We start from the raw sequence: 25,720 nt of genomic DNA on the forward strand, positions 1-25,720 counted from the left end.
GACTCAAAATCCATCATGCCAGCCCCTCGACTGCCTGCAAGGCAGGCGCTCGGGATAGACTTCAGCCAAGGGCTGAAGGCTGGTCTCATGTTTGTCGTCTTCTCAGATGCGATCTGGCCGATGAGAGACATGGACCCCGGCCTTCGCTGGGGTGACGGTGGTTTCAATCCGTGAGGTGCCTCAGAGCCGCGGCAAGGTCACGCCCTGCTGGCCCATATATTTGCCGGCCCGGTCGGCATAGCTGATCTCGCAGGGCTCATTGCCCTGGAGGAACAGGAACTGGCAGGCGCCCTCGTTCGCGTATATCTTGGCGGGGAGCGGCGTGGTGTTCGAGAATTCGAGCGTGACATGGCCTTCCCAGCCCGGTTCGAGCGGGGTCACGTTGACGATGATGCCGCAGCGCGCATAGGTCGACTTGCCGAGGCAGATGACGAGGATGTCGCGCGGCACCCGGAAATATTCGACGGTGCGGGCGAGCGCGAAGCTGTTGGGCGGGATGATGCAGACGTCGGTCTCGCGGTCGACGAAGCTGTTCGACGCGAAATCCTTCGGGTCGACCGTCGCCGAATCGACGTTGGTGAAGATCTTGAACTCGGGCGCCACGCGCGCGTCATAGCCATAGGAGGAGAGGCCGTAGCTGATGCAGCCGTCGCGCCGCTGCGCCTCGACGAACGGCTCGATCATCCCGTTCTTCGTCGCCTGTTCGCGGATCCACTTGTCCGACATGATCGTCATTCGGCTTTAATTCCCCACTGAAACCGCTCATCCTGAGGAGAGGCTGAGCCTGGCGAAGCCTCGTCTCGAAGGACCCTCCGAGATGCCATTTCGTCTTCGCTCAATGGCTCCTCAGGACGAGCGGGTAAAGATCAATCCGCAAGTCCCAGATCGGCCGGCCCGAAGGCATGCGGCAGCAGCTCCGACGCCCGAAAGCGGGCGAAGGCGCCACCGTCGGCCGATCCGCAATAGATGTCGATGTCGCGGCCGCCGAGCTGGGCGGCCTCGTTGATGATCTGGCGGCAGCGGCCGCAGGGCGTGACCAGCGCCGATCCGGCGATCGACCCGTCGCTTTCGATCCGCCCGCCGGTGACGCCGATCGCGACCACGTCGCGCAGATGGCCCTCGCTGTTGGCCGTCGCCAGCGCCACCGTCTCGGCGCAGAGCGACAGGCCGTAGCTGGCATTCTCGAAATTGGCGCCGGTGACGATCCGGCCGTCGGCGAGCAGCACCGCCGCGCCGACGCCGAAGCGCGAATAGGGGGCATGGGCGTTGGTCGCCACGCCGCGCGCCGCGTCGATCAGGACGCGGCCGGCCACCTCGCGCATGTCGACCGGTTCAGCCACGGATGTGCAATACGCAGATCAGGGTGAAGAGCCGGCGGGCGGTATCGAAATCGACCTCGATCTTGCCTTCCAGCCGTTCCTTTAGGAGCTGCGCCGCGTCGTTGTGGATGCCGCGCCGGGCCATGTCGACCGTCTCGATCTGCTGCGCGGTCGAGGTCCGGATGGCCTGGAAATAGCTGTCGCAGATCGCGAAATAGTCCTTGATCGGCCGGCGGAAGCTGGCGAGCCCGAGGATCAGCGTTTCGAGCAGCTCGCCGGATTCCGCGTGGACGTCGATCGCCAGCCGCCCCTCCTCGACCCGCAGCTTGACCCGATAGGGCCCGGCATAGTCCTGGGGATAGGCGCGCAACGGCTTGAAATGATTGCCCTCGAGCAGGTCGAAGATGGCGACGCGCCGCTCCTGCTCGACATCGGCATTGCGCCAGATGATCGTCTTCTCGTCGAGATCGATGGCGATGATGCGCGGATCGGACATTGTCTCGGCCTTAGCCTTGGCGGAGCCGCTTGGCAAAGTGAAGCATGCAGATCCTTGGGGGGTCTGCATGCTTCCAGTTGGCCTCGGGGGAGGAACTCAATCGGCGACGTGTACCGTGACATGGGCGCTCCAGCCGGCGACGAGCGGCCGGTCGAGCCGGTCGTCGATCTGGATGCGGACGGGGACGCGCTGGGTGACCTTCACCCAGTTGCCGGTCGCATTCTGCGGCGGCAGCAGGGAGAATTGCGAGCCGGTGCCGGCGTTGATGCCGATGACGTGGCCCTTGATCGTCCGGCCGGGCATCGCGTCGAGCTCGATGTCCGCGCGTTGGCCGATGCGGACCTTGTCGAGCTGGGTTTCCTTGAAATTGGCGTCGATCCAATAGCCATGGTTGCTGACGATGTTGACCATCGGCAGCATCTGGATCGCCATCGTGCCGGGCTGGAGCTTGTCGGCCTGGCTGATCCGGCCCTCGATCGGCGCGCGGACCTCGGTGCGGGCAAGGTCGAGCGCGGCCTTGTCGCGCGCGGCGACCGCGGCCTCGATCTGCGGGTGGCCGCCGTTGCGCGACGTCCCGATCACGGCGCGGGCCGACTCGGCCTCCGACCGGGCGGAGGCCTGTTCCGCCTGGGCGGCGGCGAGCGCGGCCTTGGCGGCGTCATAGGATGCCCGGGTGGTGAAGCCGCGCGCGAGCAGCTCCTGCTGCCGCGCGAAGGTGTCGCGGGCGAGATTGACGTCGGACACGCTCTTGGCGGTGTCGGCCCGCTTGGCGTGATAGGTGCTCTCTAGCTGGGCGACGGTCAGCTCGGCATTGCCGACGGCGGCTTCCGCCTGCATCAGCGCGATGCGATAGGGCTGGGGATCGATCCGAAAGAGCAGGTCGCCCTTCTTCACCAGTTGGTTCTCGCTCACATGGACATCGGTGATGCGGCCCGCGACCTCGGCGCTGACCTCTACGACATGGGCGTTGACCTGGGCGTTGTCGGTCGAGACGGTCCGCCCGCCGGTCAGCCACAGATAGACCCCGGTCGCCAGCAGCAGCGCCGGCACCGACAGCATCGCCGCGAGCCGCCCGAGCCGCCGCTCGCCGGCCGTGGCCGGCTCGGCCAGCGCTACGTCGCCGGCGATCGAGCGCATCTCGTTCATTGCCGGTGCTCCGCCACGAGCGGCGGATCGCTGCGCTCGTCCTGTTCGCGGAAATGATCGCGGACGATCGTAAGCAGGTCGGTCAGGGTCTCGCGTTGCCTGGCGTCGAGCGGGGCGAGCAGATTATTCTCCATCTCGTTGGCGATGTCGGTCAGTTCCTCGACGAGCGGCGCAGCCTTGTCGGTCAGGTAGAGCCGCCAGACGCGGCGGTCGGCGGGATCGGCGCGCCGCTCGACCAGCCCGCCCTCGGACAGCCGGTCGACCATGCGGCACAGGGTGATCCGCTCGACATCGAGCATTTCCGCGACCTCGCTCTGGGTCGGGCCGTCGGAGCGATCGAGGCAGAGCAGCACGCGCCATTGGGCGCGGGTCAGCCCGCGCGAGCGGGCGCGCGCGTCGAACCAATAGCGGGACTGGCGCGCGATATCGTGCATCAGAAAGGAAACGCGGCGACTCAATTCTGTATGCATGCTTACATTGTGGATACTTGCTGTATGTATTGCAAGCGGGAATATATCCACAGATCGACCCCCGGAACTTTTGCAGGCAAGCGCTTGCGGCGGGGCGCCGGGGCGGGGATAATCGGACCATGGTCGAGCCCGTATCCATCCTGCCGCCCGCGCCGGGCGAGCCGCCCGCCTTGCCGCACAACATCGAGGCGGAGGCCGCACTGCTCGGCGCGATGATGCTCGACAACCGCATCGTCGAGGACATCCAGATCAAGCTCAGGCCCGAACATTTCTTCGAGCCGCTGCACGGCCGTATCTATGAGGCGATCCTGCGCATGCTCGATCGCAACATGCTGGCGACGCCGGTGACGCTGCGTCCCATGTTCGAGGGCGACGCCAGCATGCGCGAGCTGGGCGGCCCGGCCTATCTGGCGCAGCTGACCGGCAGCGGCGCCGCGCTGATCGGCGCGCGCGACTTCGCCAACCAGATCTACGACCTTGCCCTGCTCCGCGCGCTCGTCGCGGTCGGCCGCGGCATGGTCGAAGGCGCGCTCGACACCTCGGAGGAGGTCGATCCCAAGGCGCAGATCGAGCAGGCCGAGATTGCGCTCTACAAGGTCGCCGAGGAAGGCGGCGAGGAGGGCAGCGTCAAGAGCTTCGGTCAGGCCACCAAGATCGTCATCGAGACCGCGAGCGCCGCGCTCAATTCGGGCGGCCATGTCGCCGGCCTCACCACCGGGCTCGAACGGCTGAACGCCAAGATCGGCGGCCTGCATCCGTCCGACCTGATCATCCTCGCCGGGCGTCCGGGCATGGGCAAGACCTCGCTCGCCACCAACATCGCGTTCAACGTCGCACAGCGCTACATCCGTGACCAGCAGGACGGCATCGCCCATACGGTGGGGGCGCCGGTCGCGTTCTTCAGCCTGGAGATGTCGGCCGACCAGCTCGCCGGCCGCGTCCTGTCCGAACAGGCGGAGATCAGCTCCGAGCAGATCCGCATGGGCAAGATGAGCCATGCGGAGTTCGCGACCTTCGCGCGCGCGGCGCAGGACCTCGAGAACCTGCCGCTCTATATCGACGACACCCCCGGCCTGACGATCGCCGCGCTGCGCACCCGCGCGCGCCGGCTGAAGCGGCAGCGGGGGATCGGCTGCATCATCGTCGACTATCTCCAGCTCCTCCAGGGATCGGGGCGCAGCTCGGACGGCAACCGCGTGCAGGAGATCTCGGAGATCAGCCGCGGCCTCAAGACGCTGGCCAAGGAGCTGAGCGTTCCGGTGATCGCGCTGTCGCAGCTCAGCCGCGCGGTCGAGCAGCGCGAGAACAAGAAGCCGGTGCTGTCGGACCTGCGCGAATCGGGATCGATCGAGCAGGACGCCGACATGGTCTGGTTCGTCTACCGCGAGGATTACTACCTCAACCTGATCCGTCCCAAGGAGGCCTCGATCGAGGCCGGCGACAGCGCGGTCGAGGTCACCGCCTTCGAGGAGTGGAAGATCAAGATGGAGCGGGCCCACAACCGCGCCGAGCTGGTCATCGCCAAGCAGCGCCACGGTTCGACCGGCACGATCCCGCTCAAGTTCGAGAGCCGGTTCACCAAATTCTCGGACCTCGCCGACGACTATTACGGGACCAGCGACTTCGACGATTGAGGTGCTCGACAAGCCTGCCGATTCGTGATCTTCTCAGTCCAGGCATCCGCAAGAAGCGGGCTCAGGTGGGGAGAGGGTGCGATCATGGAGCGCATCGATCATGTCATGGACCGCGTGCTGACGATGGCGGTCCTCTGCATGCCGTTCTACGTCATCTACAAGCTGGGGCTGTTCCTGATCGAATAGCCCCGGTCAGAAGACCGGCTCCTCGCCCGGGCGGACGATCGGCTCGCCGTGGATGCCGCACTCGACCTTGTCCCAGCCGCGCCAGCGGCCGGCGCGCGGATCCTCGCCCGGCTTGACCACGCTGGTGCACGGGGCGCAGCCGATCGACAGATAGCCCTGCGCCTCGAGCGGATGGCGCGGCAGCCCGCGCGCCTCGAACCAGCGATCGAGATCGGCCTTGGTCCAGTCGGCGAGCGGGTTGAACTTGATCCGGTCGCCGTCGAGCTCGAACCGCGCGATGCCCGAGCGGGTGGAGGCCTGGAAGCCCTTGCGGCCGGTGATCGAGGCGTCGAAATCCTTCATCGCCGCGGCGAGCGGCAGCACCTTGCGGATCTCGCAGCAGCCGTCGGGATCGTAGGACCAGCGCAGCCCGGTGCCGTCCTTCGCCGCGACCGCCGCCGCTTCGGGCGTGACGTTGCGGATGCCGGTCAGCCCGAGCCGGGCGACCAGCGTGTCGCGATAGGCGAGCGTCTCCGGGAACATCTTGCCCGTATCGAGGAAGATCACCGGGGTCGACGGATCGACCGCCGCGACCAGATCGAGCAGCACCGCCGACTCCGCGCCGAAGGAAGAGACGACGGCGATGCGGCCGAGCAGCCCTTCCTCCAGCACCGCCCGGATCACCTCCTGCGTCGCGACGCCCTCGAAGCGCGCGTTGAGGCGGGCCACGTCCGCAGCGGTGAAGCGCGGCGCGGTGTCGATCCGGTCGATGCGGCGGGCCGTCTCAGCCATGCCGCTTCGCCCAGACGGGCGTGAGGCCGTCGGCGGCCTGCTGATAGACGGCCGGGAAGATGCTCATCGCGCGCTCGGCCGCCGCCGGATCGATCGGATGATCGGGAGCGAAGGAGTCGAAGCCGCAGCGGCGCATGAAGAGGAGCTGGTCGAGCAGCACGTCGCCGACCGCCTTGATCTCGCCCGTGTAGCCGGCCTCGCGCAGGATGCGCGCGGAGGAGTAGCCGCGCCCGTCGCGGAAGCGCGGGAAGTCGATCTCGACCAGGCGAAGCCGGTCGAGCACCGGCACCAGCCGGCGCACGTCCTCGCCCGCCTCGATCCGCACCGACGTCGCGTCGGGCTGGTCGAGAAAGGCGTCGAGGGTCACCGCCGGCTCGTCGGCCGGCTCGTCGTCGCGATAGCGCAGCACCTCAGCCATAGATCGCCTCCTTGAACGGCTCGAAGCCGACGCGGCGATAGGTGTCGAGGAAGCGCTCGCCGTCAACGCGCACCTCGCGATATTTGCCGATCGCACGCTCGATCGCGTTGACCACGCCGTCCTCGTCGAAGCCGGGGCCGGTGATCTTGGCGAGCGCCGCGTCCTCCGCGCCCGATCCGCCGAGCAGCAGCTGGTAATTCTCGGTACCCTTGCGATCGACGCCGAGGATGCCGATGTGCCCGACATGGTGGTGGCCGCAGGCGTTGATGCAGCCCGATATCTTGATCTTCAGCTCGCCCAGGTCGCGCTGCACGTCATAGTCGGCGAAGCGCTCGGCGATCTTCTGCGCGAGCGGGATCGAACGGGCATTGGCCAGGGTGCAATAGTCGAGCCCGGGGCAGGCGATGATGTCGGTGACGAGGTCGAGGCTCGCCGTCGCCAGATCGGCGTCGCGCAGGGCCTGCCACACCGCGTGGAGATCGGCCTTGCGGACGTGCGGCAGGACGAGGTTCTGCGCATGGGTGGAGCGCAGGTCGTCGAGGCTGTAGCGCTCGGCGAGATCGGCGACCACGTCCATCTGATCGGCGCTGATGTCGCCCGGCGTCTCGCCGACCTTCTTCAGGCTGATCGTGGCGATCGCATAGCCCGGCTGCTTGTGCGCATGGACGTTGTGCTTCACCCAGCGGGCGAAATCGGGATCGGACAGGTCGATCTCGTCGCTCAGGCCGGTCTCGAACGCGGGCGGCGCGAAATAGGCCGCGATGCGCTCGAATTCCTTCATCGGAATATCGTCCATCTGCGGCTGGATCGCCTGCCATTCCTCCTCGACCTGGCGGGTGAACTCCTCCGCGCCGAGATCGTGGACGAGGATCTTGATCCGCTGCTTGTGGATGTTGTCGCGGCGGCCGTTGCGGTTCCACACGCGCAGGATCGCCTCCAGATAGGAGCAGATCCGGTTGGCCGGCAGGAAGGGGCGGATCAGCGAGGCGACGAAGGGGGTGCGCCCCATGCCGCCGCCGACATGGATCTCGAAGCCCATCTCGCCCGCGTCGTTGCGGAGGATGCGCAAGCCCACGTCGTGCAGCTTGATCGCGGCGCGGTCCTGCTCCGACGCGATCAGCCCGATCTTGAACTTGCGCGGCAGGTAGCTGAACTCGGGGTGGAAGGTGGTGTACTGGCGCAGCAGCTCCGCCCAGGGGCGCGGATCGCAGATCTCGTCGGCGGCGGCGCCGGCGAACTGGTCGGCCGAGATGTTGCGGATGCTCTCCCCGCTGGTCTGGATGGCGTGCATCTCGACCTTCGCCAGCTCGGCGAGGATGTCGGGGGTCTGATCGAGCTTGATCCAGTGATATTGGAGGTTCTGGCGCGTGGTGAAGTGGCCGTAGCCGCGGTCATATTCGCGCGCGATCCGCGCCAGCGTGCGCATCTGCAACGCGTTGAACGTGCCATAGGGGATGGCGACGCGCAGCATATAGGCGTGGAGCTGGAGATAGAGGCCGTTCTTGAGCCGCAGCGGCTTGAACTGGTCGTCGTTCATCTCGCCGGCGATGCGGCGGGCCACCTGGTCGCGGAATTCCTCGACGCGGGCGTCGACGATCGCCTGGTCGTAAGTGTCGTAGCGGTACATCAGATCACCCAATTGCCGGCGTCGGGATCGACGGGTTTCAGCGAGAGATCGAGGCGGACGGTAGGGCCGAGCGCCCGGATCCGATCCTTGATATGGGCGGGACGGGGCCCCTCGGGCGTCGGCGTCGCCTCGACGACATAGCCACCGTTGACGCGCTGCGCGGCGGTCTCGGCGGCGATCAGCGCATCGCCGGTCTCGCCGACGTCGACCGCTTCCTCGATATGGCGCGACCAGCCGTCGCCGGCCCACCAGATCACCGCCCCGGTCTTGAGATCGTTGCCGGTTACCAGCTTCAAGAATATGCCTCCACTTGCTTGGCCAATGCCGTCAGCCTGTCCTGCGCGTCGGACAGCAGGACTACCTCGCCCACGACGATGATCGCCGGGCTGATCACCTTCTCGCGCTCCACCATGTCGCCGAGGTCCGCGAGCAGGGTGCGCATCGCGCGCGACCCTTCGAGGGTGCCGCGTTCGAGCACCGCGACAGGCATGTCGGGGGCGACCCCGTCCGCCATCAGCTTGTCGGCGATCAGGCCGGCGCAGGTGACGCCCATATAGATGACGAGGGTGCGGCCCTGGCCAGCGAGCCCGGCCCAGTTCTGTTCGGTCAGCCCCTTGCAGGTGCCGGCGACGAAGCTGACCGCGCTCGACCAGTCGCGATGGGTCAGCGGCAGCATCGCCTCCGCCGCGCAACCGAGCGCCGAGGAGACGCCGGGGACGACCTCGACCGGCAGGCCGGCCGCGCGGACCGCCTCGACCTCCTCGCCGCCGCGGCCGAACACGAACGGGTCGCCGCCCTTCAGCCGGACGACCACCGACCCCGCCTTGACATGGGCGATGATCAGCGCGTTGATCGCGTCCTGGGGCAGGGTGTGGCGGTCGCGCTTCTTGGCGACCGAGATGCGCTGGGCCGAGGGCGGCGCATAATCGAGCACGCGCAGGTCGATCAGCCCGTCATGGACGACGACGTCGGCGGCGCGCAGCGCCTCGACCGCGCGCAGGGTCAGCAGGCCGGGATCGCCGGGACCGGCGCCGACCAGGATGACGCGCCCACGCGCTTCGGGATCAAGCAAGGATGCCATGGCCGCCACATGGGCCCTGATGCCGCGCTGCGCAAATCAAGGATGCTTGGGGGGCGGCCAAGTTTTCTTTGCTCAAGGACTTAGCCGGTCTCGTCGCGATGCTTCCCGCGCCCGCGTTCGCCCTCGCGGCACCTCTCCTGCAAGCGTCATTCCGGCGGAGGCCGGAATCTCTGGCGTCAGGAGCGCGCGGCCCTCCCCCCGTAACGGCGCGACGGCGGCACCATCCGCCCCGCATTTTCCGGGTGCATGGGGTTGTGTGTGCGTTTTTCCATTTTTCCCGCCCGGCCCCGATGCGGCGAAGGCCGGACCATCCGCCGCGCCGAACCCCTCGACCAGCCGATCCGTCGCGGCCGGGCTGGTGGCGCGCAGATAGCGGACGACCGACCGGATCCAGGCGGACCGCAGCCCATGCTTCCACGCGTTGCGATTGCCGCGCGGCGCACCGCTGCCCTTGCCCCCGTGCATGCGGCACCGCCGGTTCCCCTTCACCGCAGGCGACCGGCAGGGGAGGCCGGAACGCGTGCGGGCGCCGCAACGGGGAGCGCTGGCGAGGATGGCGGGTTGGCCGGGGGTGTGGGTTTGGAGGTGCATGTCTGTATCTCGAGGCGACGCCTTCAGGCGTGGTTTTGGAAGCCGTCCAGCTTAGTGAGAGGTGGAAAAATTAAAAGAACAAAAATAGAACATTTTGCAGCGAGGAGAGTGGCTGCTGACCGAGGGCGATTGCGCAAGGGCTGCCCGCTCGCAACAGCAGAATGGCTCCGGTGGCAAAAACGGGCTGCCGATCGCGTTTTTTCTCGCTAATGCGGATCAAAACCGAACGAAAGAATTGGTGTCCCGTTCAGCGTTGGCGCGGGAAACGCCAGGCTTCCTCGCCTTCATCCGCTTCAGACTCGACTTTTTTTAGATTCATGCTGCTTATGTGGCGCGCTGAGCATCCCGCGCAGGGCGTCATCTCCCATTGATCGGTCGACATGAATAAACCTCGTCGTCAGTGCATCTTCTGCGATAATCCAGTCGATAGCAAAGAGCACATCTGGTCTACTTGGATGCATGATTTGTTGGTCGAGCAAGCAGCACCGGATACCACTCTACCCACATACGACCGCCAAGCCATTTCGCGAACTCCTGATGGAAAAGAAGAGATTACAGGTCCCAGGCGTAAACCGGGCCGCGTCTTCAACATTCAGGTTAGGGCGGTTTGTGAGCGATGCAATAATGGATGGATGAATCGCCGCGAGGGACAGGTTCGTCCCTTTCTTGAATCTATGATTAAGGGTAACCAAGTCACACTGAGTGCGGCAGACTTGGAAGCGCTTGCTCAATGGTGTGCGCAAAAATTTATAGTGATGGAACATTCCACGCTTGGTACTTCGCTAACCCCAAAAGCAGACCGAGTGGCGTTGCGAGATAACGGGACAATACCTCCCTATTTCCGCATCTACGTCGGCAATCACGTAAGCAGGTCTCGATCTGCAGGTCGGAGACACAGTCACACCGTTGCAAGGTCAACCGCGGGGCCGATTCCACCGTTGGACGGAACGGACCGCAACATACAGACTATCTCTCTCATTGTAGGGAGGCTGTTTCTGCACCTTAACGCTGCGCGATCGAGCGAAATTCAAATTGAGGATTGGGTCATCATTCCTGCTGTCTGGAGCAGATGCCGCATCTGGCCCAATCCCAACGTCGGACTGAGCTGGCCTCGTCGCCCCTTGCTTGACAATCAAGGTCTCGGGCTGTTGTCCCATGTGCTGGATGACATAATCGAGACTAACATTACGAGATGGATACCCTTTCCGAATTAGAACTGGTTTGAGCAAACGCGTTTATCTGGCCTTCTTCCGAACGACCTCGACGGCTTGCAAATCACTTCCGAAAAACTTTTCTAAGAGCGAAGTAAACGGCGGGTTGGACAATTAAAATTTCGGGGACATAATACTAAATTGAAATCTACTGCCGATGTGAAAGCGATACCGAGCTATGGCCCGCCTTTCCCGCATCGTAATCCCCGGCGTCGCGCATCATGTGACGCAGCGCGGGAACCGGAAGCAGCCGATCTTCTTCGGTGACGAGGACCGGAGGCTCTATCTCCAACTCCTGCGCGAGGGCTGCTCCCGGGCGAAGGTGCGTTGCCTTGCCTGGTGCCTGATGGACAATCACGTCCATCTGATCCTCGTCCCGGACGAGGCCGATGGTCTGCGCGCGGCGCTCGGCGAGGCGCATCGCCGCTACACGCGCCACGTCAATTTCCGGGAAGGCTGGCGCGGCTACCTCTTTCAGGGGCGCTTCGCGAGCTATCCGATGGACGACCCGCATCTCGTGGCGGCGGTGCGCTATGTCGAGCGCAACCCGGTTGCAGCAGGGCTCGTCGCGCAGGCGGAAGACTGGCGTTGGTCCAGCGCGCGCAGCCACATCGCGGGCAAACGGATGCCTGACGATCCGCTGACGGATATTGAGGCACTGGGTGCGCATATTCCCAACTGGCGGGCGATGCTGCGGTACGGCGCCGAGGCCGGCGCCGTTGATGTGAAGGGAGAGGCGCTGGCCGAGGCGATCGAGGCGCGGCTGCGCACCGGTCGGCCGCTCGCTGCTGAAGAATGGATCGCGCGGCAGGAGCGGGCCACCGGTCGACAGCTTTCTCCCGCCAAGCGCGGACCAAAGCCGAAGGATGGGAAATTAGTATAGTGTCCCTAAAATATGCCAAGGATTGCACGGCTGCGCAATATGGCTTTGGAGATGGAGATACGCCTACAGGTCTTGATTTTGGAAAATTGGCCTCAGAAATAGGATCGCTGCCAGTATTCAAGCCCCTCGCTGGCATTCCGGTTATTGGTGAATCATCTAAATTTACTAATGTTTTAAATTATACTTCCTTACAATTGGGACTGAACACCCGCTTCGAAGGAGCCGCATTGCGTAATCTCACCAAGGCCGCTTTTGGCAGTGTGCGGGTTGCCACAGTGCTTGGCCGAGCGAACGTCGTGGTTGGCGGCGTCCTGCTGGCTTGGGGCGCCGCTTCAATCGCGATCTGTGCCAATCGAGAGTAGGATTCTTGCCATGCCAAATCTAAATATTGATCAATCAATCGCAATTTTACGAGCTGAAATATCTAAGTATTATGATAAAGAATTCAGTAATATTGATAGCCTTTATATTGATTTATCCATAGCATCTGATGACTTATCGGCAATTGCATTATCTATTGAAAGAAAATATGGAATTAAGTTTGAAAAAAATGAATATAGAGAGATTAATAATGTAGAAGAATGGGCAAGGGTTATCCAGAATAAGATATCAAAACTTCCGAGGGTATGAATTCCGAAATTCCGGGGACGCAAATTCCGGGGACACTATACTGAATTGCAATCCGCCCGCCGACGCGGAAACGAAATTAGTATAGTGTCCCTGAAATTACGGATCGTCCGACATTAGGGTCGCCCCTTCCTCGGCCGAAGCCGTATGAACGAACGACCGCTTTTGGTGCTGCGCAGGACGAGCCGGAACGGCAGTAATTAGGGCGTGAAGCTGACGCTCCAACGGTCGAAGAACTAGCCTGCTCATCTAATAACAAAATCCCCGATCTCGAAATCGGTCGCCAAGGTGTTGAGCGCCATCACGCTGTCCTTCGGGATGTCGCTCGACGGCATGCCGGTGCTGAAGAGGTAGGTGTCGGAACCGACCTGGACCGCCGCGATCTCGTTGTAGCCGGCATGGGCGGTCATCATCGCCTTCGCGTGCTGGATCGCCGCCTCATAAGAGTCGGCGGTGCCGCTCAGCACCGTCTCGGTCGTCGCTCCCGAGACCCCGCTGGAAATTAGTATAGTATCCCTGAAATGGGAGGATGGAAGGGCGGAAGTAGGCTCGCTTCGCCCGCACCCACCCCCCGGCCCCCTCCCTTGAAAGGGAGGGGGAGAAGGGGAAGTCAGGCGCCTTCGAGCAGTTCCTCGATCTCGCCGCGGATCGCTTCGGGCTTCGTCGTCGGGGCGTAGCGGCTGAACACCTGGCCGGAACGGTCGATCAGGAACTTGGTGAAGTTCCACTTGATGCCCTCGGTGCCGAGGATGCCGCGCGCGTTGCTCTTCAGCCAGCCGTAGAGCGGGTGGGCGCCGGGGCCGTTGACCTCGACCTTCGCGAACATCGGGAAGCGGACGTCGTAGCTGGTGCGGCAGAAGGCGTCGATCTCCGCCTCGTCGCCCGGCTCCTGCCCGCCGAACTGGTTGCAGGGGAAGCCGAGCACCACCAGCCCGCGGTCGGAGAGCTGCTCGTGCAGCATCTCCAGCCCGGCATATTGCGGGGTGAAGCCGCACTGGCTGGCGGTGTTGACGATCAGCAGCACCTTGCCGCGCCAGCGATCGAGCGGAACCTCGCTGCCGTCGATCGCGCGGGCCGAGAAGTCGTAGGCGGTCGTCATCGCTGATCCCTCATCGCTCGCTTCCCCTCGTCATCCCCGCTTGCCGGCGTGCGGCATGCGCGGCTTCTCCTCGGCCGGAACCAGTCCTTCGAGCACCGCCCAGAAGCCGGTCACCGCATTCTGCCCGGCCTGGGCATAGGCGCCCGACAGCCGTTCGCGCAGCGCCTCGAACAGCGACGCTTCCAGTTCCGCACCCGCCTCGGTGACGCGGAGCAGGCGCTGGCGCCGGTCCTCGCGGCCCATGCGCGTCTCGATCAGGCCGCGCTCGGCCAGCTCGTTGAGGACGCGGCCGAGCGACTGCTTGGTGATGCCGAGCAGGCGCAGCAGCTCGCTGACCGTGATGTCGGGGTTGCGGGCGATGAAATAGAGCGAGCGATGATGCGCGCGGCCGAGGCCCTGTTTCGCCAGCCCCTCGTCGATGCCGCGCAGCAGGTGGCTATAGCCGAAATAGAGCAGCTCGACGCCGCGCCGGATCTCCGGCTCGCGCAGGAAGAGGGGGGAGGCGGCGCGGAAGCCGTCGGGGGGATTTTGGACAGCCATGTTGACGTATTTTGCCACTGCTTCTAATCCGATGCAACGAAAGAATCGTGCGTGAAAGCGGAAAAATGGCTGAGGAAATAACGTTCGACGATCGCGACGGCTTCATCTGGATGGACGGCGGGCTGGTGCCCTGGCGGTCGGCGAACGTCCATGTCCTCACCCATGCGCTCCATTACGCCTCGTCGGTGTTCGAGGGGGTGCGCGCCTATGGGGGCACGATCTTCGAACTGAGCTGGCACAGCCGCCGGCTGCGGGAGAGCGCGCGGCTGCTGGGGTTCGAGCTGCCCTGGTCGGTCGAGGCGATCGACGCGGCCTGCATCGAGACGCTGGCGGCGAACGGGCTGAAGGACGCCTATGTCCGCCCGGTCGCGTGGCGCGGATCGGAGCAGATGGGGGTGTCGGCGATCCGGACGCGGCCGCACCTGGCGATCGCCTGCTGGGCATGGGGCAGCTATTTCGATCCCGACGCGGCGGGGCTGAGGCTCGACATCGCGCCGTGGCGCCGGCCGCCGCCCTATTGCGCGCCGGTGCAGGCCAAGGCGTCGGGCCATTACATGATCGCGACGATGTCCAAGCACCATGCCGAGGGGCGGGGATTCCACGACGCGCTGATGTTCGACCATCGCGGCCAGGTGGCGGAGGCGACCGCGGCCAACGCCTTCTTCGTCAAGGACGGGGTGCTGCATACGCCGGCGGCGGACTGTTTCCTGAACGGCATCACCCGCCAGACCGTGATCGGCCTGGCGCGGCGGCGCGGGATCGAGGTGGTCGAGCGCGCGATCTGGCCCGAGGAGCTGGAGGGGTTCGAGCAATGCTTCCTGACCGGATCGGCGGCGGAGATCGTCGGCGTCGCCTCGATCGGGCCGTGGACCTTCGGGACGGGCGAGCTCAGCCGGCAGATGCGGAAGGACTATGCCGATCTGGTGCGGGGGCGGCTGGCGGCGGGCTGATCGCTATTCGGGCACCGAGGGCGTCACCCGGCCGCGGTGCCAGGTGACGGCGACATAGACCGCGAGGCCCGACCAGATCAGCGCGAAGGCGAGCATGTGGATCGGCAGCAGCGGCTCGCCGAACACCAGCACCGCGATCAGCAGCTGCAGGGTCGGGCCGACATATTGGAGCAGGCCGAGCTCCGAATAGCGCATCCGGTTGGCGGCGCCGACGAACAGCAGCATCGGCACAGTGGTGACGAGGCCACTCGCCATCACCAGCCAGATCGCCGGGGCATCCGGCCGGGCGAGCGCGTTCGGCATGGTCAGCAGCCAGGCAAGGGCGATCGGCAGCAGCAGCCCGGTCTCGATCAGCAGCCCCTCGACCGGGCCGAGGCCGACGATCTTGCGGACGAGGCCGTAGAGGCCGAAGGTGATCGCGAGGCCGAGCGGGATCAGCGTGCTGCCGCCCTGGTGGAGAGCGAGCGCGGCGACGCCGGCCGCGGCGAGCAGGATCGCGACCGTCTCCGGCCGGCCCAGCCGCTCGCGCAGGAAGACGACGCCGAGCAGCACGTTGACCAGCGGGTTGATGAAATAGCCGAGGCTGGCCTGCAGCGTGTGGCCGCTGTTGACGCTGTAGACGTAGATCATCCAGTTGGTGCCGATCAGCAGCGTCGACGCGACCAGGGCCAGCAGGAAGCGCGGCGTGGCGATCGCCGTCCGGATCGCCGGCCAGCGCTTCGCCACGGTGGCGAGGACCAGCAGGATCGCGAGCGACCAGATCACCCGGTGCGCGAGGATGTCCGCCACCGGAAGCGCCTGCAGCGCGCGGATGAACAGCGGCAGCAGGCCCCAGATGGTGTAGGCGCCAAGGCCCATCGCGACGCCGAGGCGGGTTTCGGAGCGGGACGACATGCAAGGCCGCCTATTGCCGCGCGGACCGAAAGGCAATCGCCCTTCGGCGCGACGCGCGGCGGGCCGTCAGGCCAGCGCCTTCCACAGGCTGAAGACGCTGGTCGCGACGAGGACGATGCCGACCATCGTCAGCAGCCGCTTCGCCGGGATGCGCCTGACGAGCAGCGCGCCGATCGGCGCCGCGAGCAGGCCGCCGATGATCAGGCCGACCGCCGCGATCGTGAAGGCCTGCAGGCCGAGCGTGGCGATGAAGGTCAGCGAGATCGTCGAGGTCAGGAAGAATTCGGCGGTGTTGACGGTGCCGATCGTGCGGCGCGGCTCGGTGCCCTGGACCAGCAGGTTGGAGGTGACGACCGGCCCCCAGCCGCCGCCGCCCGCCGCGTCGAGGAAACCGCCGACCAGGCCGAGCGGGGCGATCACCTTCGCGGGCTTGTGCTCGGCGCCATGGTCCATCCGCCAGGCGCGCCACAGCAGGTAGATGCCGATCCCGACCAGATAGGCCATCACGAACGGCCGCGCGACCGAGCCGTCGATATTGGCGAGCAGATAGGCGCCGACGATGCCGCCGAGCATGCCCGGCAGGACGAGCCGCGCGAACAGCCGCCAGTCGACGTTGCGCTGGGCGATGTGGCTGACCGCCGAGGCGGCGGTGGTGAAGGTCTCGACCAGATGGACGCTGGCGGAGGCGCGCGCCGGGGCGATGCCGATGACGCTGACCAGCAGCGTGTTGGTGATGACCCCGAACGCCATGCCGAGCGCGCCGTCGACGACCTGCGCCACGAAGCCGACGCCGATGAACGGCGCCAGGGCCTGGAGATGGGCGAAGGTGAGTTCGGGAAGCGAGAAGGAGAACATGCGACTGATCTTCCATCCAAAAAATCCCGGCCGGCGCCTCTCAGGCACCGACCGGGGCAGGAAAGCAAGGTAGCTTTTATCGGGGGGCGGCTATCAGAACTTCGCCTTGACGGTGGCACCCCAGGTGCGCTGATCGCCGAGGGTGCCGGCGATCAGGCCGACATTGCCCGGGGCGACCTGCAGAAGATCGATATATTTCTTGTCGAAGGCGTTGCGGACCCAGCCGAAGATGTCGAACCGTTCGGTGCGGAAGCCGGCGCGGAAGTTGACCACCACATAGCCCTTCACCTCGGTATAGGCCGACGGCGAGGCGTTCGAGTTCCAGTGCGAGCGGTAGTTGCCGTCGGTGCCGACATAGGCCTGGCCCTCGTTCGCCAGCAGCTCGACCGGGACATTGGCCTCGGCGCCGAAGGAGGCGGACCAGCGCGAGACGCCGGGGAGACGCTGACCGGAAATGTCGCACTGCCGCGGGCTGAGCGCACCCGGCACACCGGGCTGCGAATAGTCGGGCGCGGCGCCGGCCGGCTGGAGCGTGCCGCCCGACAGCTCGGGCGGGCAGGGCGCGTTGACGAACTTCTTGTACTTCGCGTCGGTGTAGGCACCGCTCACATAAGCGAGGAAACGCTCGCTGGGATTGATGCGGAAATCGGTCTCGATGCCCTGCGAGCGCACCTTGCCCGCATTGGCGAGATAGCCGCGCACCGTGCCGAACTGACCACCGTTCACGGTCGCCTGGAAATTCTTGATGTCGGTGCGGAAGGCGCTGATGTTGAAGACGGCCTTGCGATCCCAGAACTGGGTCTTCAGACCGACCTCGAAGTGATGGACCGATTCCGGCTTCACCGTGCTCGCCGAGAGATCGGGCACGTTGGCGCTGGTCAGCGGCAGGCCGTTCTGGTTGATGCCGACGGTCTTGAAGCTCTTCGCATAGGTGGCGTAGCCGAGGATGCCGGGCGCGAACTTGTAGTTCACGTTCAGATCATAGCTGAAGTTCCACTTGCTCACCGACGGGCTGGTCGACTGCGGCTGGTAGACGCCGCACTGGGCCGCCAGGACGGTGCCCGCCGCCGGAGCCGGAGTGCAGCTGATCACCTGGCCCGCGCCGTTGGTGACGACGCGCTGATAGAAGCCGCTCTTCTTGTCGTAGTTCAGGCGGACGCCCGGCTGGATGGTCAGGGCGTCGGTCACCTTCCAGGCGAGCTGGCCGAAGGCCGCCGCGCTGGTGCTCTTGAGATATTGCGTGTTGGTCGCGGTCAGGCCGTTGAGGATGCTGGGGTCGTTCGCCTGGGCGCCGCTCAGGCTCCAGCGGCTGGCGTCGATGCCCTGGGCTTCGGTGCCCTGGGTGTCGATGCGCTGCTTGAAGCCGAACAGGCCGACGACGAAGTCGATCTTCTCGCCCTCGTAATTATAGCGGAATTCCTGGCTGTACTGATCCTGCTGCGACGGGTTCTGCGACTTGGCGACGATCGACAGGCCGGTGAAGTCGCGGTCGTTCTCCGGCTTCCAGTCCCAGAAGCGCCAGGCGGTGATCGAGGTGATGGTACCGGAGCCGACGCCCCAGACCGCCTTGAGCGACACGCCGCCGATCTTGTTGCCGGCGTTGAGGCTGGAGTCGAGATCGGTCAGGCGATCATAGGGGTTGCGGCTCGGCACCTGATAGTTGCGGCCGGCGGCATTGGCGGCGGCGACGAGCGCGTCATATTGGCGGGAGAGCGCGCGCTGGGTCCGGCCGACGCGGACGAAGGTGGTGCCGTAGCCCAGGGGATCCTGCTTGCTGTAGTCGCCCGACAGGGTGATCTTGAGATCGTCGCTGGGCTTGAACAACAGGGTGCCGCGCACGCCGAGATTGTCCTGCTCGTTGATATATTGCCCGGTGGTGACGTTGTAGAGCGTGCCCCGGCGCGAGGTCACGCCACCGGCGACGCGCACCGCGACCTTGTCGGACAGCGGGCCCGACACGGCGGCCTTGGCCTGCTTGAACTCCAGGTTGCCGGCCGTCACCTCGGCGCGGCCCTCGAAATCGAAGGTCGGCTGGTTGGTGGTGATGTTGATGGCACCGGCAGTGGTGTTCTTGCCGTAGAGCGTGCCCTGCGGGCCGCGCAGCACCTCGACCTGGTTCACGTCGAGGAAATCGAACACGGCGGCGGCGACGCGCGAGTTGTAGACGTCGTCGACATAGATGCCGACGCCCTGCTCGAAGCCGTCGCTGGTCAGGCCGAACGGAACGCCGAGGCCGCGGATGTTGACCGAGGTGTTGCGCGGGTTGGACGAATAGACCTGCAGGGTTGGGGCGAGCTGCTGGAGCTTCAGGATGTTGAAGTTGCCGGTGCTCTCGATCTGGTTGGCGCCGACCACCGAGATCGCCAGCGGCACTTCCTGCGCAGTTTCCTGCCGGCGACGCGCGGTCACGATGATCTCGCTGTTGGCGCGCGGCGATTCGAACTCGGAGCCTTCCACGGCGGCGGTGGCCGCGGCCGGCGCATCCTGCGCATGGAGCGGAGTGGTGAGGCCGGCCAGTGTGGCACTCGCCAGGAGCAGTTTCTTCATGATGTCCCCCTTCTCAAATCATCCGTTCGCCCTTGGGCCGATGGGGAGAGCGGGGTGGGCGCCCGCTCTCCCCGCCCCGGGGAACTGTCGGGAGGAGGTTTATCTCTACTATTCGAGAAGAGAAGAAAGAAAATCTATCTTTAAGGTAGATAAAAGGGTTTTGATGGGGTTAAGATATTGATATTACTCGATTTTAAATTTCCGCTCGCTTCGACCGGCGCGCCGGTCAGAGCGTCGCCTCGATGGCGCGGGCGGCCTGGTCGGGGTCATCGGCCTGGGTGATCGGGCGGCCGATGACGAGGATCGACGCGCCCTGGTCGAGTGCCTGGCGCGGCGTCATGACGCGCTTCTGGTCGGCATGGCCGTTGCCGTCGGCCGGGCGGATGCCGGGGACGACGAAGAAGCCCTGCGGCCACAATTTGCGGGCGGCCTTCACCTCGTTGCCAGAGCAGACCACGCCGTCGAGCCCGGCCTGCCTGGCGAGCAGGGTGAGCCGCTCGACCTGGGCATGGGTGTCGGGGGCGACGCCGATCGAATCGAGGTCGTTGCCGTCGAGGCTGGTGAGCACGGTCACCGCGACGACCTTGGTGCCCACCGGTGCGGCCGCCTTGGCATCCTCCATCATCGCCAGCCCGCCGGCCGCATGGACGGTCAGGATCGCGGGCTTGAGGCTCGCGAGCGCCTGCACCGCCTTGGCGACGGTGTTGGGAATGTCGTGGAGCTTGAGGTCGAGGAAAACGGGCAGGTCGAGCGCGGCCATCTCCCGTACCCCGGCCTGGCCGTGCGCCGAGAAGAATTCGAGCCCCAGCTTGATCCCGCCGACATGGTTGCGGACCCGCGCAGCGATCTCCCGCGCGCGGGCGATGTCGGGCGTGTCGATCGCCACATAGATGGGACTGCGGGTCATGCTTCGGTTCCAGTGGGCGGCGGGGCCGCGATCGGTTCGGACGCCGCGGGCGCGGGCGGGGCCGCCACTAGCGCATTACGCTCGAGATTGTCGATCCTGCGATGCAGCCGCCACAATTTGGTGCGGTGGACGGCATAGGTCGGCAGGAAGCCGATCAGGATGCCGAGCAGGAGGAGGACCGGCAGCTTCACGTCGGCGGTCAGCCCGGCCCACAGGTTGATCGGCACCGGCGCCCAGTTCCGCAGCGAGAAGATCACCGCGATCACCGCCAGGACCACCCAGAACAAGGTCTTGAGGAAATGCATGGTCCCGCTTGTCCCCCAGCCGTCCGGCGCGGTCAAGATGCGGGGGATCGTCACGCGTTTGGTCCGATCTCCTCCTCGATCGTCGCGATCTGGTCCGGGATCGCTTTCAGCCGGTCGCGCTCCTCGTGCAGGATGGCATGGAAAAGGGTGCGCTTGAGCGTGGCGACGTCTTCCTCGGCGAGCGTCTCCCCTGCGGGGATCGTCGAGACCAGCACGTCGATCATCCGCTCGGCGCCGTGGAGGCGGCCCCACAGATAGTCGTTCTCGCGGTAGGCGCGGCTGAAGAAGGCGCCGAACAGGTTGAATTCGATCCCCCTGAGCGTCGCGGCCGCGCCGCCCGTCCGGATCGAACCGCAATCGTCGGGGGAGATGCGGTCGACCTGGATGGCGTGGAATTCCTGAGCCCCCTGCAGCCGCATCAGCGACAGGGTGGCGAGGTCGAAGAAGCTGAAGCCGAGATAGCCGAGCAGGAGGCTGCGGCGATCGGCCCTGGACAGGCGCGGCAGCACCGCAGCGATCGCCCGGTCGGTCTCGACATCGAGCGCCTCGAGGGCGCGGGTCGCGGCGATGCTGGCGAGCGCGGTCTCGGGATCGTCGGCGAAATGCTGCGCGGCGGCGGCGACCGGCCGCTCATAATGGTCGCGCATCTGGAGGTTGAGGAAGGGCGCCAGCGATCCGTAGATCGCGTCGCGCGCGGCCTGGAGCGCGGCCTCGTCGCTGCCGCCGTTGCCGGTTTCGATCTCGGTCAACCGGTCGGCCAGGAAGCGCAGCCGGCGGATGCGGAAGCCCAGGTCGTGCTGGCGGAAGAATTCGAGCAGCGGCTCGGCGGTGGCGCCGCCGCTCAGCGCGTCCCGCTCCTCGAAGCCCTTGTCGCGCATATAGGCGCCGATCCCCGCCCGCACCGCATGGCGGAAGCTGTTGTCGTCGCCGCCGCCGATCAGCGCGATCGTCGAGGCGAGTTCATCGGCGATGATCGACAGCTTGAGCTGGCCGTAGCCGGCATAGGTGAAGCCGGCCTGACGCGCAGCCTGCTCATGCGCGCGCGACCGCCAGCTTCCGAGCCGCTCGGGGCTGGGGCGGTAGAGCAGGATCTGCCGCCCCATCGCGGCTTCGACCGCCGCCTCGACCTCCGGGCGGATCGCGTCGATGATCCGCCTGGTCTGGGCGATCCGCGCGGAGCGCTGCTCGATCAATTCCAGATTGTCGCGGATCGGCTGTTCGCGCGGGATGGTGGACATCGCGCCGAAGATGGTCGCGAAGAAGCCAGGCAGGCGCACCACGCCGTCACTGTAGCGTTCGGGCGGGGCGTGTGCGTTGGCGGTGGGATCGAGATAGAGGAAGCGCCGGTCGACTTCGCGCCGCGCAGGGCGGTTGCGCAGCGCGTCGATCGCCGGGCCGAAGGGCGCGTTGGCGAGGACCGAGCCGTCGATCAGCACCAGGTCCTCGGGGCTGCCGCTCGCCGCCGCGCTGGGAAAGATGCGGTGGAGGAAGGCCTCGCGGCCGTGCCAGTCGCGCTTGCGCGCCTTCAGCACCTTGTCCATCTCGGCAACGTTGAAGGGTGGGAAGGCGCCGGGAAAGCTCGCTGTGGCGCGACCCGCGAAGGCCAGCTCGATCGGGTCGGCGAGCAGCCGCTCACCGATGCCGCGATCGGTGAAGCCGATCGTCAGCCGGTGCTCGCGCTCCTCGGCCAGTGCAGGGCTGTGCAGCCGCAGCCGCTGGTCATAACCGTGGAAGTCGGTGACCGTGACCGACACGTCGAGCGGTTGGCGATCGGGCAGCAACGGCGGCCCCGCCGGCCCCTCCGCCATCGCATCGAAGGCGTCCAGGATCAGATTGGTGAAGGTCACGCCGCCGAAGGGCGGGTGGAACCAGCGCGCCCGGACGAAGCCCGACAGCTTGCGGCGCACCTCGGCCCGGGTCTCGGCCGACACGGTGCGTTCGACCGTGCCGCCGCGCTTGCGCGCCAGCATCCAGGCGAAGGGCAGCGCCCACAGCTTGGTGAACCAGCGCAGCGGCCGGGCGTCGGGATCGAGCAGCACCTCGACATCCGCCTTCTCCAGCCACAGCGTGGTCAGCGGCTCGAGCGACTGGCCGGTCGAGATGGCATGGCCGAGGAAGATGCCGTTGAGACCGCCCGCGCTGGCGCCGGCGATGACGTCGATCAGGACGCGGACGCGGACGCCCTTCTCCGCTTCGATCTGTTCGAGCAGGCGGCGATAGATCGCCTCGCTGCCGACCGAGGCGGGCGCCCCGTCGTGGAAGGCGCGGCTGGCACGCGCGAGCCGCCACAGCTCCTTGGTGATCCCGTGCATGTACACGGCCAGGCTGACCCCGCCATAGCAGACCAGCGCGAGCCGCAATTCCTTCTCCCGCATGTCGGGCGATGTCCCACATATGCCGTTCGATGCCAAGGGAGGCGACACGATCCTGTCGGCAGCCTCTCATCGTCATTCCCGCGAAAGCGGGAATCCACGGTCACGGAGCATTCGATCTCTTGCGGGCCGCCGTCCATGGATTCCCGCTTTCGCGGGAATGACGGGGTAGGAGTGGGATGGTCGGGGCGGGATCGCGGTCGGCGGTTGCCCTTGCGGGTGCGGCCCGCTATGTTCTCGCTTCGTTCATATGAGGACCGGAATGGCGAAGCCGCAGAAACGCTATGTCTGTCAGGCCTGCGGCGGCGTCGCGACGCGCTGGCAGGGGCAATGCGCCGATTGCGGCGAATGGAATTCGATGGTCGAGGAGGCGACCAACGTCACCGTCTTCTCGGCGAAGCACGACCTGCGCACTGGCGGGCGGGCGATCACGCTGGTCGGGCTCGATGCCGACATACCGCTGCCGAAGCGCTGGACGACGGGCATCGCCGAGTTCGACCGGGCGCTCGGCGGCGGGCTGGTGCCGGGATCGGCGACGCTGATCGGCGGCGATCCGGGGATCGGCAAGTCGACGCTGCTGCTCCAGGCGTCGGCGCGGATGGCGATGGCGGGGCAGCCGGTCGCCTATATCTCGGGCGAGGAGGCGGCTGACCAGGTGCGGCTGCGCGCGCGGCGGCTCGGCCTCGGCCAGGCGCCGGTGCAGCTCGCCTCGGCGACGTCGGTGCGCGACATATTGACCACGCTGGAGAAGGCGCCGCCGTCGCTGCTGGTGATCGATTCGATCCAGACGATGCACAGCGACCTGATCGAAGGCGCGCCGGGCACGGTCAGCCAGGTGCGCGCCTCCGCCCAGGAATTGATCCGCTTCGCCAAGGAGCGCGGCACCGCGCTGGTGCTGGTCGGCCATGTCACCAAGGACGGCTCGATCGCCGGCCCGCGCGTGCTGGAGCATATGGTCGACACGGTGCTGAGCTTCGAGGGCGAGCGCAGCCACCAGTATCGCATCCTCCGCGCGGTCAAGAACCGCTTCGGCGGCACGGACGAGATCGGCGTGTTCGCGATGGCCGAGGCCGGGCTGGACGAGGTCGCCAATCCGAGCACGCTGTTCCTGACCGATCGCGGCGAGGAGATGAGCGGCGCGACGGTATTCCCTGCGATCGAGGGCACCCGGCCGGTGCTGGTCGAGATCCAGGCCCTGATCGTGCGATTGCAGAGCGGGGCGACGCCGCGGCGTGCGGTGGTCGGCTGGGATTCGGGGCGGCTGGCGATGATCCTCGCCGTGCTCGAGGCGCGCTGCGGGCTCAGCTTCTCGACCGCGGAGGTCTATCTCAACATCTCCGGCGGCTATCGGGTGTCCGATCCGGCCGCCGACCTCGCAGTCGCGGCGGCGCTGGTCTCGGCGCTGGCCGAGCGGCCGGTGCCAACCGATTGCATCGCCTTCGGCGAGGTCGCGCTGTCGGGCGAGGTCCGCTCGGTCGCGCATGCGAACCTGCGGCTGAAGGAGGCCACCAAGCTCGGCTTCGGCAAGGCGTGGGGACCCAAGGCGAAGGACGGGCCGCCGGCCGGCATGCGGCAGGAAAGCTTCGCCAGCCTCGGCGCGCTCGTTGACCATATCCTCGGCCGCCGGTAGCTAACCAGCCCTATGAGCGGATTGACCGGTCTCGACATCATCGTGCTGCTGGCGATCTTCGGCGGCGCGATCTTCGGCGTGATGCGCGGCTTCGTGACCGAGGTGATCTCGCTGTTCGCCTGGGTCGCGGCGATCGTCGCGCTCAAGCTGTTCCACGGCGTCGCGACCAAGCTGCTGATCCATGTCGTCGGCAATCCGAGCGGGGCGAGCGTGCTCGCCTTCGCGCTGGTCTTCCTGATCGTCTATGCCGGGGGCAAGCTGATCGCCGGGACGCTGGGCCAGCGGATGCGGAGCTCGGTGCTGGGGCCGCTCGACCGGGTGCTGGGCTTCGGCTTCGGCGCGCTCAAGGGGCTGATCATCGTCACCCTCGGCTATCTGCTGATCAACCTCGGCTACGACACGCTCTATGGCGCGGCGGCCGAGCGGCCCGGCTGGATGCGCACATCGCGGACCCATCCGCTGCTCAACGCCACCGGCCGCGCGATCGTCGACTGGGTCGGCAACCGCCGCAAGGCGGGCGGGCTGATCGGCGATGGGAATGAAGCGGCGAAGCCGGCGGAGCAGGCCAAGCCGGCCGGGGAGTAGGCTTCAGAAGGACTCGTCATGCCGGCGGAGGCCGGCATCTCGGGAGAGGAGAGACGAGCGCGAGGCAGGAGCCGCCTGAGATGCCGGCCTCCGCCGGCATGACGAACGGATGGGGCCTTCTAATCCCGGAAGTTGAGCTCCAGGGTCACGTCGCTGGGGTCGTTCACCAGGATCTGGCGGAGCTGGTAGGCGGGCAGGTCGAAGGTCCTGTAGGGCGCGCCGTGCGCCTCGATCCGTGCCACCATCGCGTCATAGTCGTCGCAGTGGAAGGCGATATGGTCGACCGCGCCGCCGCCCTTCATCGCGTCGGGATCGAGCGGCCCTGCCAGGTCCCCGAGCCGGTGCCGGATTTCCTTCAGCGAGGCGTCGCGATTGTCGGTGTCGAGGTCGATGACGTGGATGACCGCCACGTCGCTGTCATCGTAGAGCCAGACGCCCCGGTTCATGCCGGGCACCGGGCCCGCGCGAAGGCCGATCACCTCCTCGTAGAAGCGGATCGTCGCCGCCAGGTCGAAGCTGCGGATGTTGCAATGTTCCAGTCGGGCCATGGTCTTCCTCTCTCGGGGCGATCCTAGA

28 protein-coding genes are annotated in these 25,720 nt (G+C 66.2%); 7 read left to right on the forward strand and 21 right to left on the reverse strand.

The window, feature by feature from the left end; translation table 11 throughout:
• Positions 1 to 180: 180 nt before the first annotated feature.
• The 5 genes from dcd to B5X82_RS06360 form a co-directional block, all read right to left on the reverse strand.
• Positions 181 to 735 (reverse strand): dCTP deaminase, encoded by a 555-nt coding sequence (gene dcd / locus B5X82_RS06340; protein WP_079647256.1) that lies wholly within the window; start codon positions 733 to 735, stop codon positions 181 to 183.
• 131 nt (positions 736 to 866) lie between these two features.
• A complete protein-coding gene (locus tag B5X82_RS06345) occupies positions 867 to 1,322 on the reverse strand; it encodes a cytidine deaminase (RefSeq protein WP_079647257.1) in 456 nt (151 codons plus the stop codon).
• A 10-nt stretch (positions 1,323 to 1,332) separates the two neighbouring features.
• Positions 1,333 to 1,815 carry a UPF0262 family protein gene (locus B5X82_RS06350; protein ID WP_079647258.1) on the reverse strand — a complete coding sequence of 161 codons (483 nt, stop codon included), beginning with the start codon at positions 1,813 to 1,815 and terminating at the stop codon, positions 1,333 to 1,335.
• 96 nt (positions 1,816 to 1,911) lie between these two features.
• On the reverse strand, positions 1,912 to 2,961 hold the full coding sequence (locus B5X82_RS06355; RefSeq protein WP_079647259.1) for an HlyD family secretion protein: 1,050 nt from the start codon (positions 2,959 to 2,961) through the stop codon (positions 1,912 to 1,914).
• Positions 2,958 to 3,395 carry a MarR family winged helix-turn-helix transcriptional regulator gene (locus B5X82_RS06360; protein ID WP_079647260.1) on the reverse strand — a complete coding sequence of 146 codons (438 nt, stop codon included), beginning with the start codon at positions 3,393 to 3,395 and terminating at the stop codon, positions 2,958 to 2,960. The genes B5X82_RS06355 and B5X82_RS06360 overlap by 4 nt, the downstream gene beginning before the upstream one ends.
• A 155-nt stretch (positions 3,396 to 3,550) precedes the next feature.
• On the opposite strand from B5X82_RS06360, the gene B5X82_RS06365 reads away from it, so the two are divergent.
• Entirely contained in the window at positions 3,551 to 5,065 is a 1,515-nt protein-coding gene (locus B5X82_RS06365; RefSeq protein ID WP_079647261.1) for a replicative DNA helicase, read from the forward strand.
• A gap of 192 nt (positions 5,066 to 5,257) precedes the next feature.
• Here B5X82_RS06365 and B5X82_RS06370 read toward each other — a convergent pair whose 3' ends face one another.
• From B5X82_RS06370 to B5X82_RS27330, 6 genes are all read right to left on the reverse strand, one after another.
• Positions 5,258 to 6,022: a phosphoadenylyl-sulfate reductase gene (locus B5X82_RS06370; RefSeq protein ID WP_079647262.1), complete on the reverse strand. Its 765-nt coding sequence runs from the start codon at positions 6,020 to 6,022 to the stop codon at positions 5,258 to 5,260.
• Entirely contained in the window at positions 6,015 to 6,440 is a 426-nt protein-coding gene (locus B5X82_RS06375; RefSeq protein WP_079647263.1) for a DUF934 domain-containing protein, read from the reverse strand. The genes B5X82_RS06370 and B5X82_RS06375 overlap by 8 nt, the downstream gene beginning before the upstream one ends.
• Positions 6,433 to 8,067, reverse strand: a complete 1,635-nt coding sequence (locus B5X82_RS06380; RefSeq protein WP_079647264.1) for a nitrite/sulfite reductase — start codon at positions 8,065 to 8,067, stop codon at positions 6,433 to 6,435. Before B5X82_RS06380 ends, B5X82_RS06375 begins: the two co-directional genes overlap by 8 nt.
• The gene (locus tag B5X82_RS06385) at positions 8,067 to 8,363 is read right to left on the reverse strand and encodes a DUF2849 domain-containing protein (RefSeq protein WP_079647265.1); all 297 of its coding nucleotides are present in this window, start codon (positions 8,361 to 8,363) and stop codon (positions 8,067 to 8,069) included. Before B5X82_RS06385 ends, B5X82_RS06380 begins: the two co-directional genes overlap by 1 nt.
• Entirely contained in the window at positions 8,360 to 9,148 is a 789-nt protein-coding gene (cobA, locus tag B5X82_RS06390) for a uroporphyrinogen-III C-methyltransferase (RefSeq protein ID WP_079647266.1), read from the reverse strand. Before cobA ends, B5X82_RS06385 begins: the two co-directional genes overlap by 4 nt.
• A gap of 72 nt (positions 9,149 to 9,220) precedes the next feature.
• Positions 9,221 to 9,739 carry an HGGxSTG domain-containing protein gene (locus B5X82_RS27330; protein ID WP_377266391.1) on the reverse strand — a complete coding sequence of 173 codons (519 nt, stop codon included), beginning with the start codon at positions 9,737 to 9,739 and terminating at the stop codon, positions 9,221 to 9,223.
• A 1,389-nt stretch (positions 9,740 to 11,128) separates the two neighbouring features.
• On the opposite strand from B5X82_RS27330, the gene B5X82_RS06400 reads away from it, so the two are divergent.
• Genes B5X82_RS06400 through B5X82_RS26225 form a run of 3 tightly spaced genes read left to right on the forward strand, consistent with a single transcriptional unit; the run spans position 11,129 to position 12,463 of the window.
• Positions 11,129 to 11,833 (forward strand): transposase, encoded by a 705-nt coding sequence (locus tag B5X82_RS06400; protein ID WP_079647267.1) that lies wholly within the window; start codon positions 11,129 to 11,131, stop codon positions 11,831 to 11,833.
• Positions 11,833 to 12,195: a hypothetical protein gene (locus B5X82_RS26220; RefSeq protein ID WP_139385033.1), complete on the forward strand. Its 363-nt coding sequence runs from the start codon at positions 11,833 to 11,835 to the stop codon at positions 12,193 to 12,195. The genes B5X82_RS06400 and B5X82_RS26220 overlap by 1 nt, the downstream gene beginning before the upstream one ends.
• Before the next feature lie 10 nt (positions 12,196 to 12,205).
• On the forward strand, positions 12,206 to 12,463 hold the full coding sequence (locus tag B5X82_RS26225) for a hypothetical protein (RefSeq protein ID WP_139385034.1): 258 nt from the start codon (positions 12,206 to 12,208) through the stop codon (positions 12,461 to 12,463).
• Between the two features lie 242 nt (positions 12,464 to 12,705).
• Here B5X82_RS26225 and B5X82_RS06405 read toward each other — a convergent pair whose 3' ends face one another.
• The 3 genes from B5X82_RS06405 to B5X82_RS06415 form a co-directional block, all read right to left on the reverse strand.
• Positions 12,706 to 12,927, reverse strand: coding sequence for a hypothetical protein (locus tag B5X82_RS06405; protein WP_079647268.1), 222 nt, complete (start codon positions 12,925 to 12,927; stop codon positions 12,706 to 12,708).
• A 143-nt stretch (positions 12,928 to 13,070) separates the two neighbouring features.
• Entirely contained in the window at positions 13,071 to 13,559 is a 489-nt protein-coding gene (locus B5X82_RS06410; protein WP_079647269.1) for a glutathione peroxidase, read from the reverse strand.
• A gap of 30 nt (positions 13,560 to 13,589) precedes the next feature.
• A complete protein-coding gene (locus B5X82_RS06415) occupies positions 13,590 to 14,099 on the reverse strand; it encodes a MarR family winged helix-turn-helix transcriptional regulator (RefSeq protein ID WP_079647270.1) in 510 nt (169 codons plus the stop codon).
• A gap of 65 nt (positions 14,100 to 14,164) precedes the next feature.
• Here B5X82_RS06415 and B5X82_RS06420 point away from each other — a divergent pair, with 65 nt between their 5' ends.
• On the forward strand, positions 14,165 to 15,049 hold the full coding sequence (locus B5X82_RS06420; protein ID WP_079647271.1) for a branched-chain amino acid aminotransferase: 885 nt from the start codon (positions 14,165 to 14,167) through the stop codon (positions 15,047 to 15,049).
• Positions 15,050 to 15,052: 3 nt separating this feature from the next.
• On the opposite strand, the gene rarD is transcribed toward B5X82_RS06420, so the two are convergent.
• From rarD to B5X82_RS06450, 6 genes are all read right to left on the reverse strand, one after another.
• A complete protein-coding gene (gene rarD, locus B5X82_RS06425) occupies positions 15,053 to 15,943 on the reverse strand; it encodes an EamA family transporter RarD (RefSeq protein ID WP_079647272.1) in 891 nt (296 codons plus the stop codon).
• Between the two features lie 66 nt (positions 15,944 to 16,009).
• A complete protein-coding gene (locus B5X82_RS06430; protein ID WP_079647273.1) occupies positions 16,010 to 16,798 on the reverse strand; it encodes a sulfite exporter TauE/SafE family protein in 789 nt (262 codons plus the stop codon).
• Positions 16,799 to 16,891: 93 nt separating this feature from the next.
• Complete coding sequence (locus B5X82_RS06435) at positions 16,892 to 19,345, reverse strand: TonB-dependent receptor (protein WP_079647274.1); 2,454 nt, start codon at positions 19,343 to 19,345, stop codon at positions 16,892 to 16,894.
• A 226-nt stretch (positions 19,346 to 19,571) separates the two neighbouring features.
• Positions 19,572 to 20,252 (reverse strand): orotidine-5'-phosphate decarboxylase, encoded by a 681-nt coding sequence (gene pyrF, locus B5X82_RS06440; RefSeq protein WP_079647275.1) that lies wholly within the window; start codon positions 20,250 to 20,252, stop codon positions 19,572 to 19,574.
• Positions 20,249 to 20,611 (reverse strand): hypothetical protein, encoded by a 363-nt coding sequence (locus B5X82_RS06445; RefSeq protein WP_235862612.1) that lies wholly within the window; start codon positions 20,609 to 20,611, stop codon positions 20,249 to 20,251. The genes pyrF and B5X82_RS06445 overlap by 4 nt, the downstream gene beginning before the upstream one ends.
• Positions 20,608 to 22,932 carry a patatin-like protein gene (locus B5X82_RS06450; protein WP_079647276.1) on the reverse strand — a complete coding sequence of 775 codons (2,325 nt, stop codon included), beginning with the start codon at positions 22,930 to 22,932 and terminating at the stop codon, positions 20,608 to 20,610. Before B5X82_RS06450 ends, B5X82_RS06445 begins: the two co-directional genes overlap by 4 nt.
• Before the next feature lie 259 nt (positions 22,933 to 23,191).
• Here B5X82_RS06450 and radA point away from each other — a divergent pair, with 259 nt between their 5' ends.
• Both radA and B5X82_RS06460 read left to right on the forward strand, forming a co-directional pair.
• Positions 23,192 to 24,559 (forward strand): DNA repair protein RadA, encoded by a 1,368-nt coding sequence (radA, locus tag B5X82_RS06455; RefSeq protein ID WP_079647277.1) that lies wholly within the window; start codon positions 23,192 to 23,194, stop codon positions 24,557 to 24,559.
• A 12-nt stretch (positions 24,560 to 24,571) separates the two neighbouring features.
• The gene (locus tag B5X82_RS06460) at positions 24,572 to 25,144 is read left to right on the forward strand and encodes a CvpA family protein (RefSeq protein ID WP_079647278.1); all 573 of its coding nucleotides are present in this window, start codon (positions 24,572 to 24,574) and stop codon (positions 25,142 to 25,144) included.
• A gap of 119 nt (positions 25,145 to 25,263) precedes the next feature.
• Here the strand turns inward: B5X82_RS06460 and B5X82_RS06465 are convergent, their stop codons facing one another.
• Entirely contained in the window at positions 25,264 to 25,692 is a 429-nt protein-coding gene (locus tag B5X82_RS06465) for a VOC family protein (protein ID WP_079647279.1), read from the reverse strand.
• Positions 25,693 to 25,720 lie beyond the last annotated feature (28 nt).

The organism is Rhizorhabdus histidinilytica (assembly GCF_900167915.1).
Lineage (GTDB): Bacteria > Pseudomonadota > Alphaproteobacteria > Sphingomonadales > Sphingomonadaceae > Rhizorhabdus > Rhizorhabdus histidinilytica.

Coding starts and splice junctions, on each gene's coding strand:
- dcd (WP_079647256.1), bottom strand. CDS start 735: ATGACGATCATGTCGGACAAGTGGATCCGCGAACAGGCGACGAAGAAC.
- B5X82_RS06345 (WP_079647257.1), bottom strand. CDS start 1,322: ATGCGCGAGGTGGCCGGCCGCGTCCTGATCGACGCGGCGCGCGGCGTG.
- B5X82_RS06350 (WP_079647258.1), bottom strand. CDS start 1,815: ATGTCCGATCCGCGCATCATCGCCATCGATCTCGACGAGAAGACGATC.
- B5X82_RS06355 (WP_079647259.1), bottom strand. CDS start 2,961: ATGAACGAGATGCGCTCGATCGCCGGCGACGTAGCGCTGGCCGAGCCG.
- B5X82_RS06360 (WP_079647260.1), bottom strand. CDS start 3,395: ATGCACGATATCGCGCGCCAGTCCCGCTATTGGTTCGACGCGCGCGCC.
- B5X82_RS06365 (WP_079647261.1), top strand. CDS start 3,551: ATGGTCGAGCCCGTATCCATCCTGCCGCCCGCGCCGGGCGAGCCGCCC.
- B5X82_RS06370 (WP_079647262.1), bottom strand. CDS start 6,022: ATGGCTGAGACGGCCCGCCGCATCGACCGGATCGACACCGCGCCGCGC.
- B5X82_RS06375 (WP_079647263.1), bottom strand. CDS start 6,440: ATGGCTGAGGTGCTGCGCTATCGCGACGACGAGCCGGCCGACGAGCCG.
- B5X82_RS06380 (WP_079647264.1), bottom strand. CDS start 8,067: ATGTACCGCTACGACACTTACGACCAGGCGATCGTCGACGCCCGCGTC.
- cobA (WP_079647266.1), bottom strand. CDS start 9,148: ATGGCATCCTTGCTTGATCCCGAAGCGCGTGGGCGCGTCATCCTGGTC.
- B5X82_RS27330 (WP_377266391.1), bottom strand. CDS start 9,739: ATGCACCTCCAAACCCACACCCCCGGCCAACCCGCCATCCTCGCCAGC.
- B5X82_RS06400 (WP_079647267.1), top strand. CDS start 11,129: ATGGCCCGCCTTTCCCGCATCGTAATCCCCGGCGTCGCGCATCATGTG.
- B5X82_RS26225 (WP_139385034.1), top strand. CDS start 12,206: ATGCCAAATCTAAATATTGATCAATCAATCGCAATTTTACGAGCTGAA.
- B5X82_RS06410 (WP_079647269.1), bottom strand. CDS start 13,559: ATGACGACCGCCTACGACTTCTCGGCCCGCGCGATCGACGGCAGCGAG.
- B5X82_RS06415 (WP_079647270.1), bottom strand. CDS start 14,099: ATGGCTGTCCAAAATCCCCCCGACGGCTTCCGCGCCGCCTCCCCCCTC.
- B5X82_RS06420 (WP_079647271.1), top strand. CDS start 14,165: ATGGCTGAGGAAATAACGTTCGACGATCGCGACGGCTTCATCTGGATG.
- rarD (WP_079647272.1), bottom strand. CDS start 15,943: ATGTCGTCCCGCTCCGAAACCCGCCTCGGCGTCGCGATGGGCCTTGGC.
- B5X82_RS06430 (WP_079647273.1), bottom strand. CDS start 16,798: ATGTTCTCCTTCTCGCTTCCCGAACTCACCTTCGCCCATCTCCAGGCC.
- B5X82_RS06435 (WP_079647274.1), bottom strand. CDS start 19,345: ATGAAGAAACTGCTCCTGGCGAGTGCCACACTGGCCGGCCTCACCACT.
- pyrF (WP_079647275.1), bottom strand. CDS start 20,252: ATGACCCGCAGTCCCATCTATGTGGCGATCGACACGCCCGACATCGCC.
- B5X82_RS06450 (WP_079647276.1), bottom strand. CDS start 22,932: ATGCGGGAGAAGGAATTGCGGCTCGCGCTGGTCTGCTATGGCGGGGTC.
- radA (WP_079647277.1), top strand. CDS start 23,192: ATGGCGAAGCCGCAGAAACGCTATGTCTGTCAGGCCTGCGGCGGCGTC.
- B5X82_RS06460 (WP_079647278.1), top strand. CDS start 24,572: ATGAGCGGATTGACCGGTCTCGACATCATCGTGCTGCTGGCGATCTTC.
- B5X82_RS06465 (WP_079647279.1), bottom strand. CDS start 25,692: ATGGCCCGACTGGAACATTGCAACATCCGCAGCTTCGACCTGGCGGCG.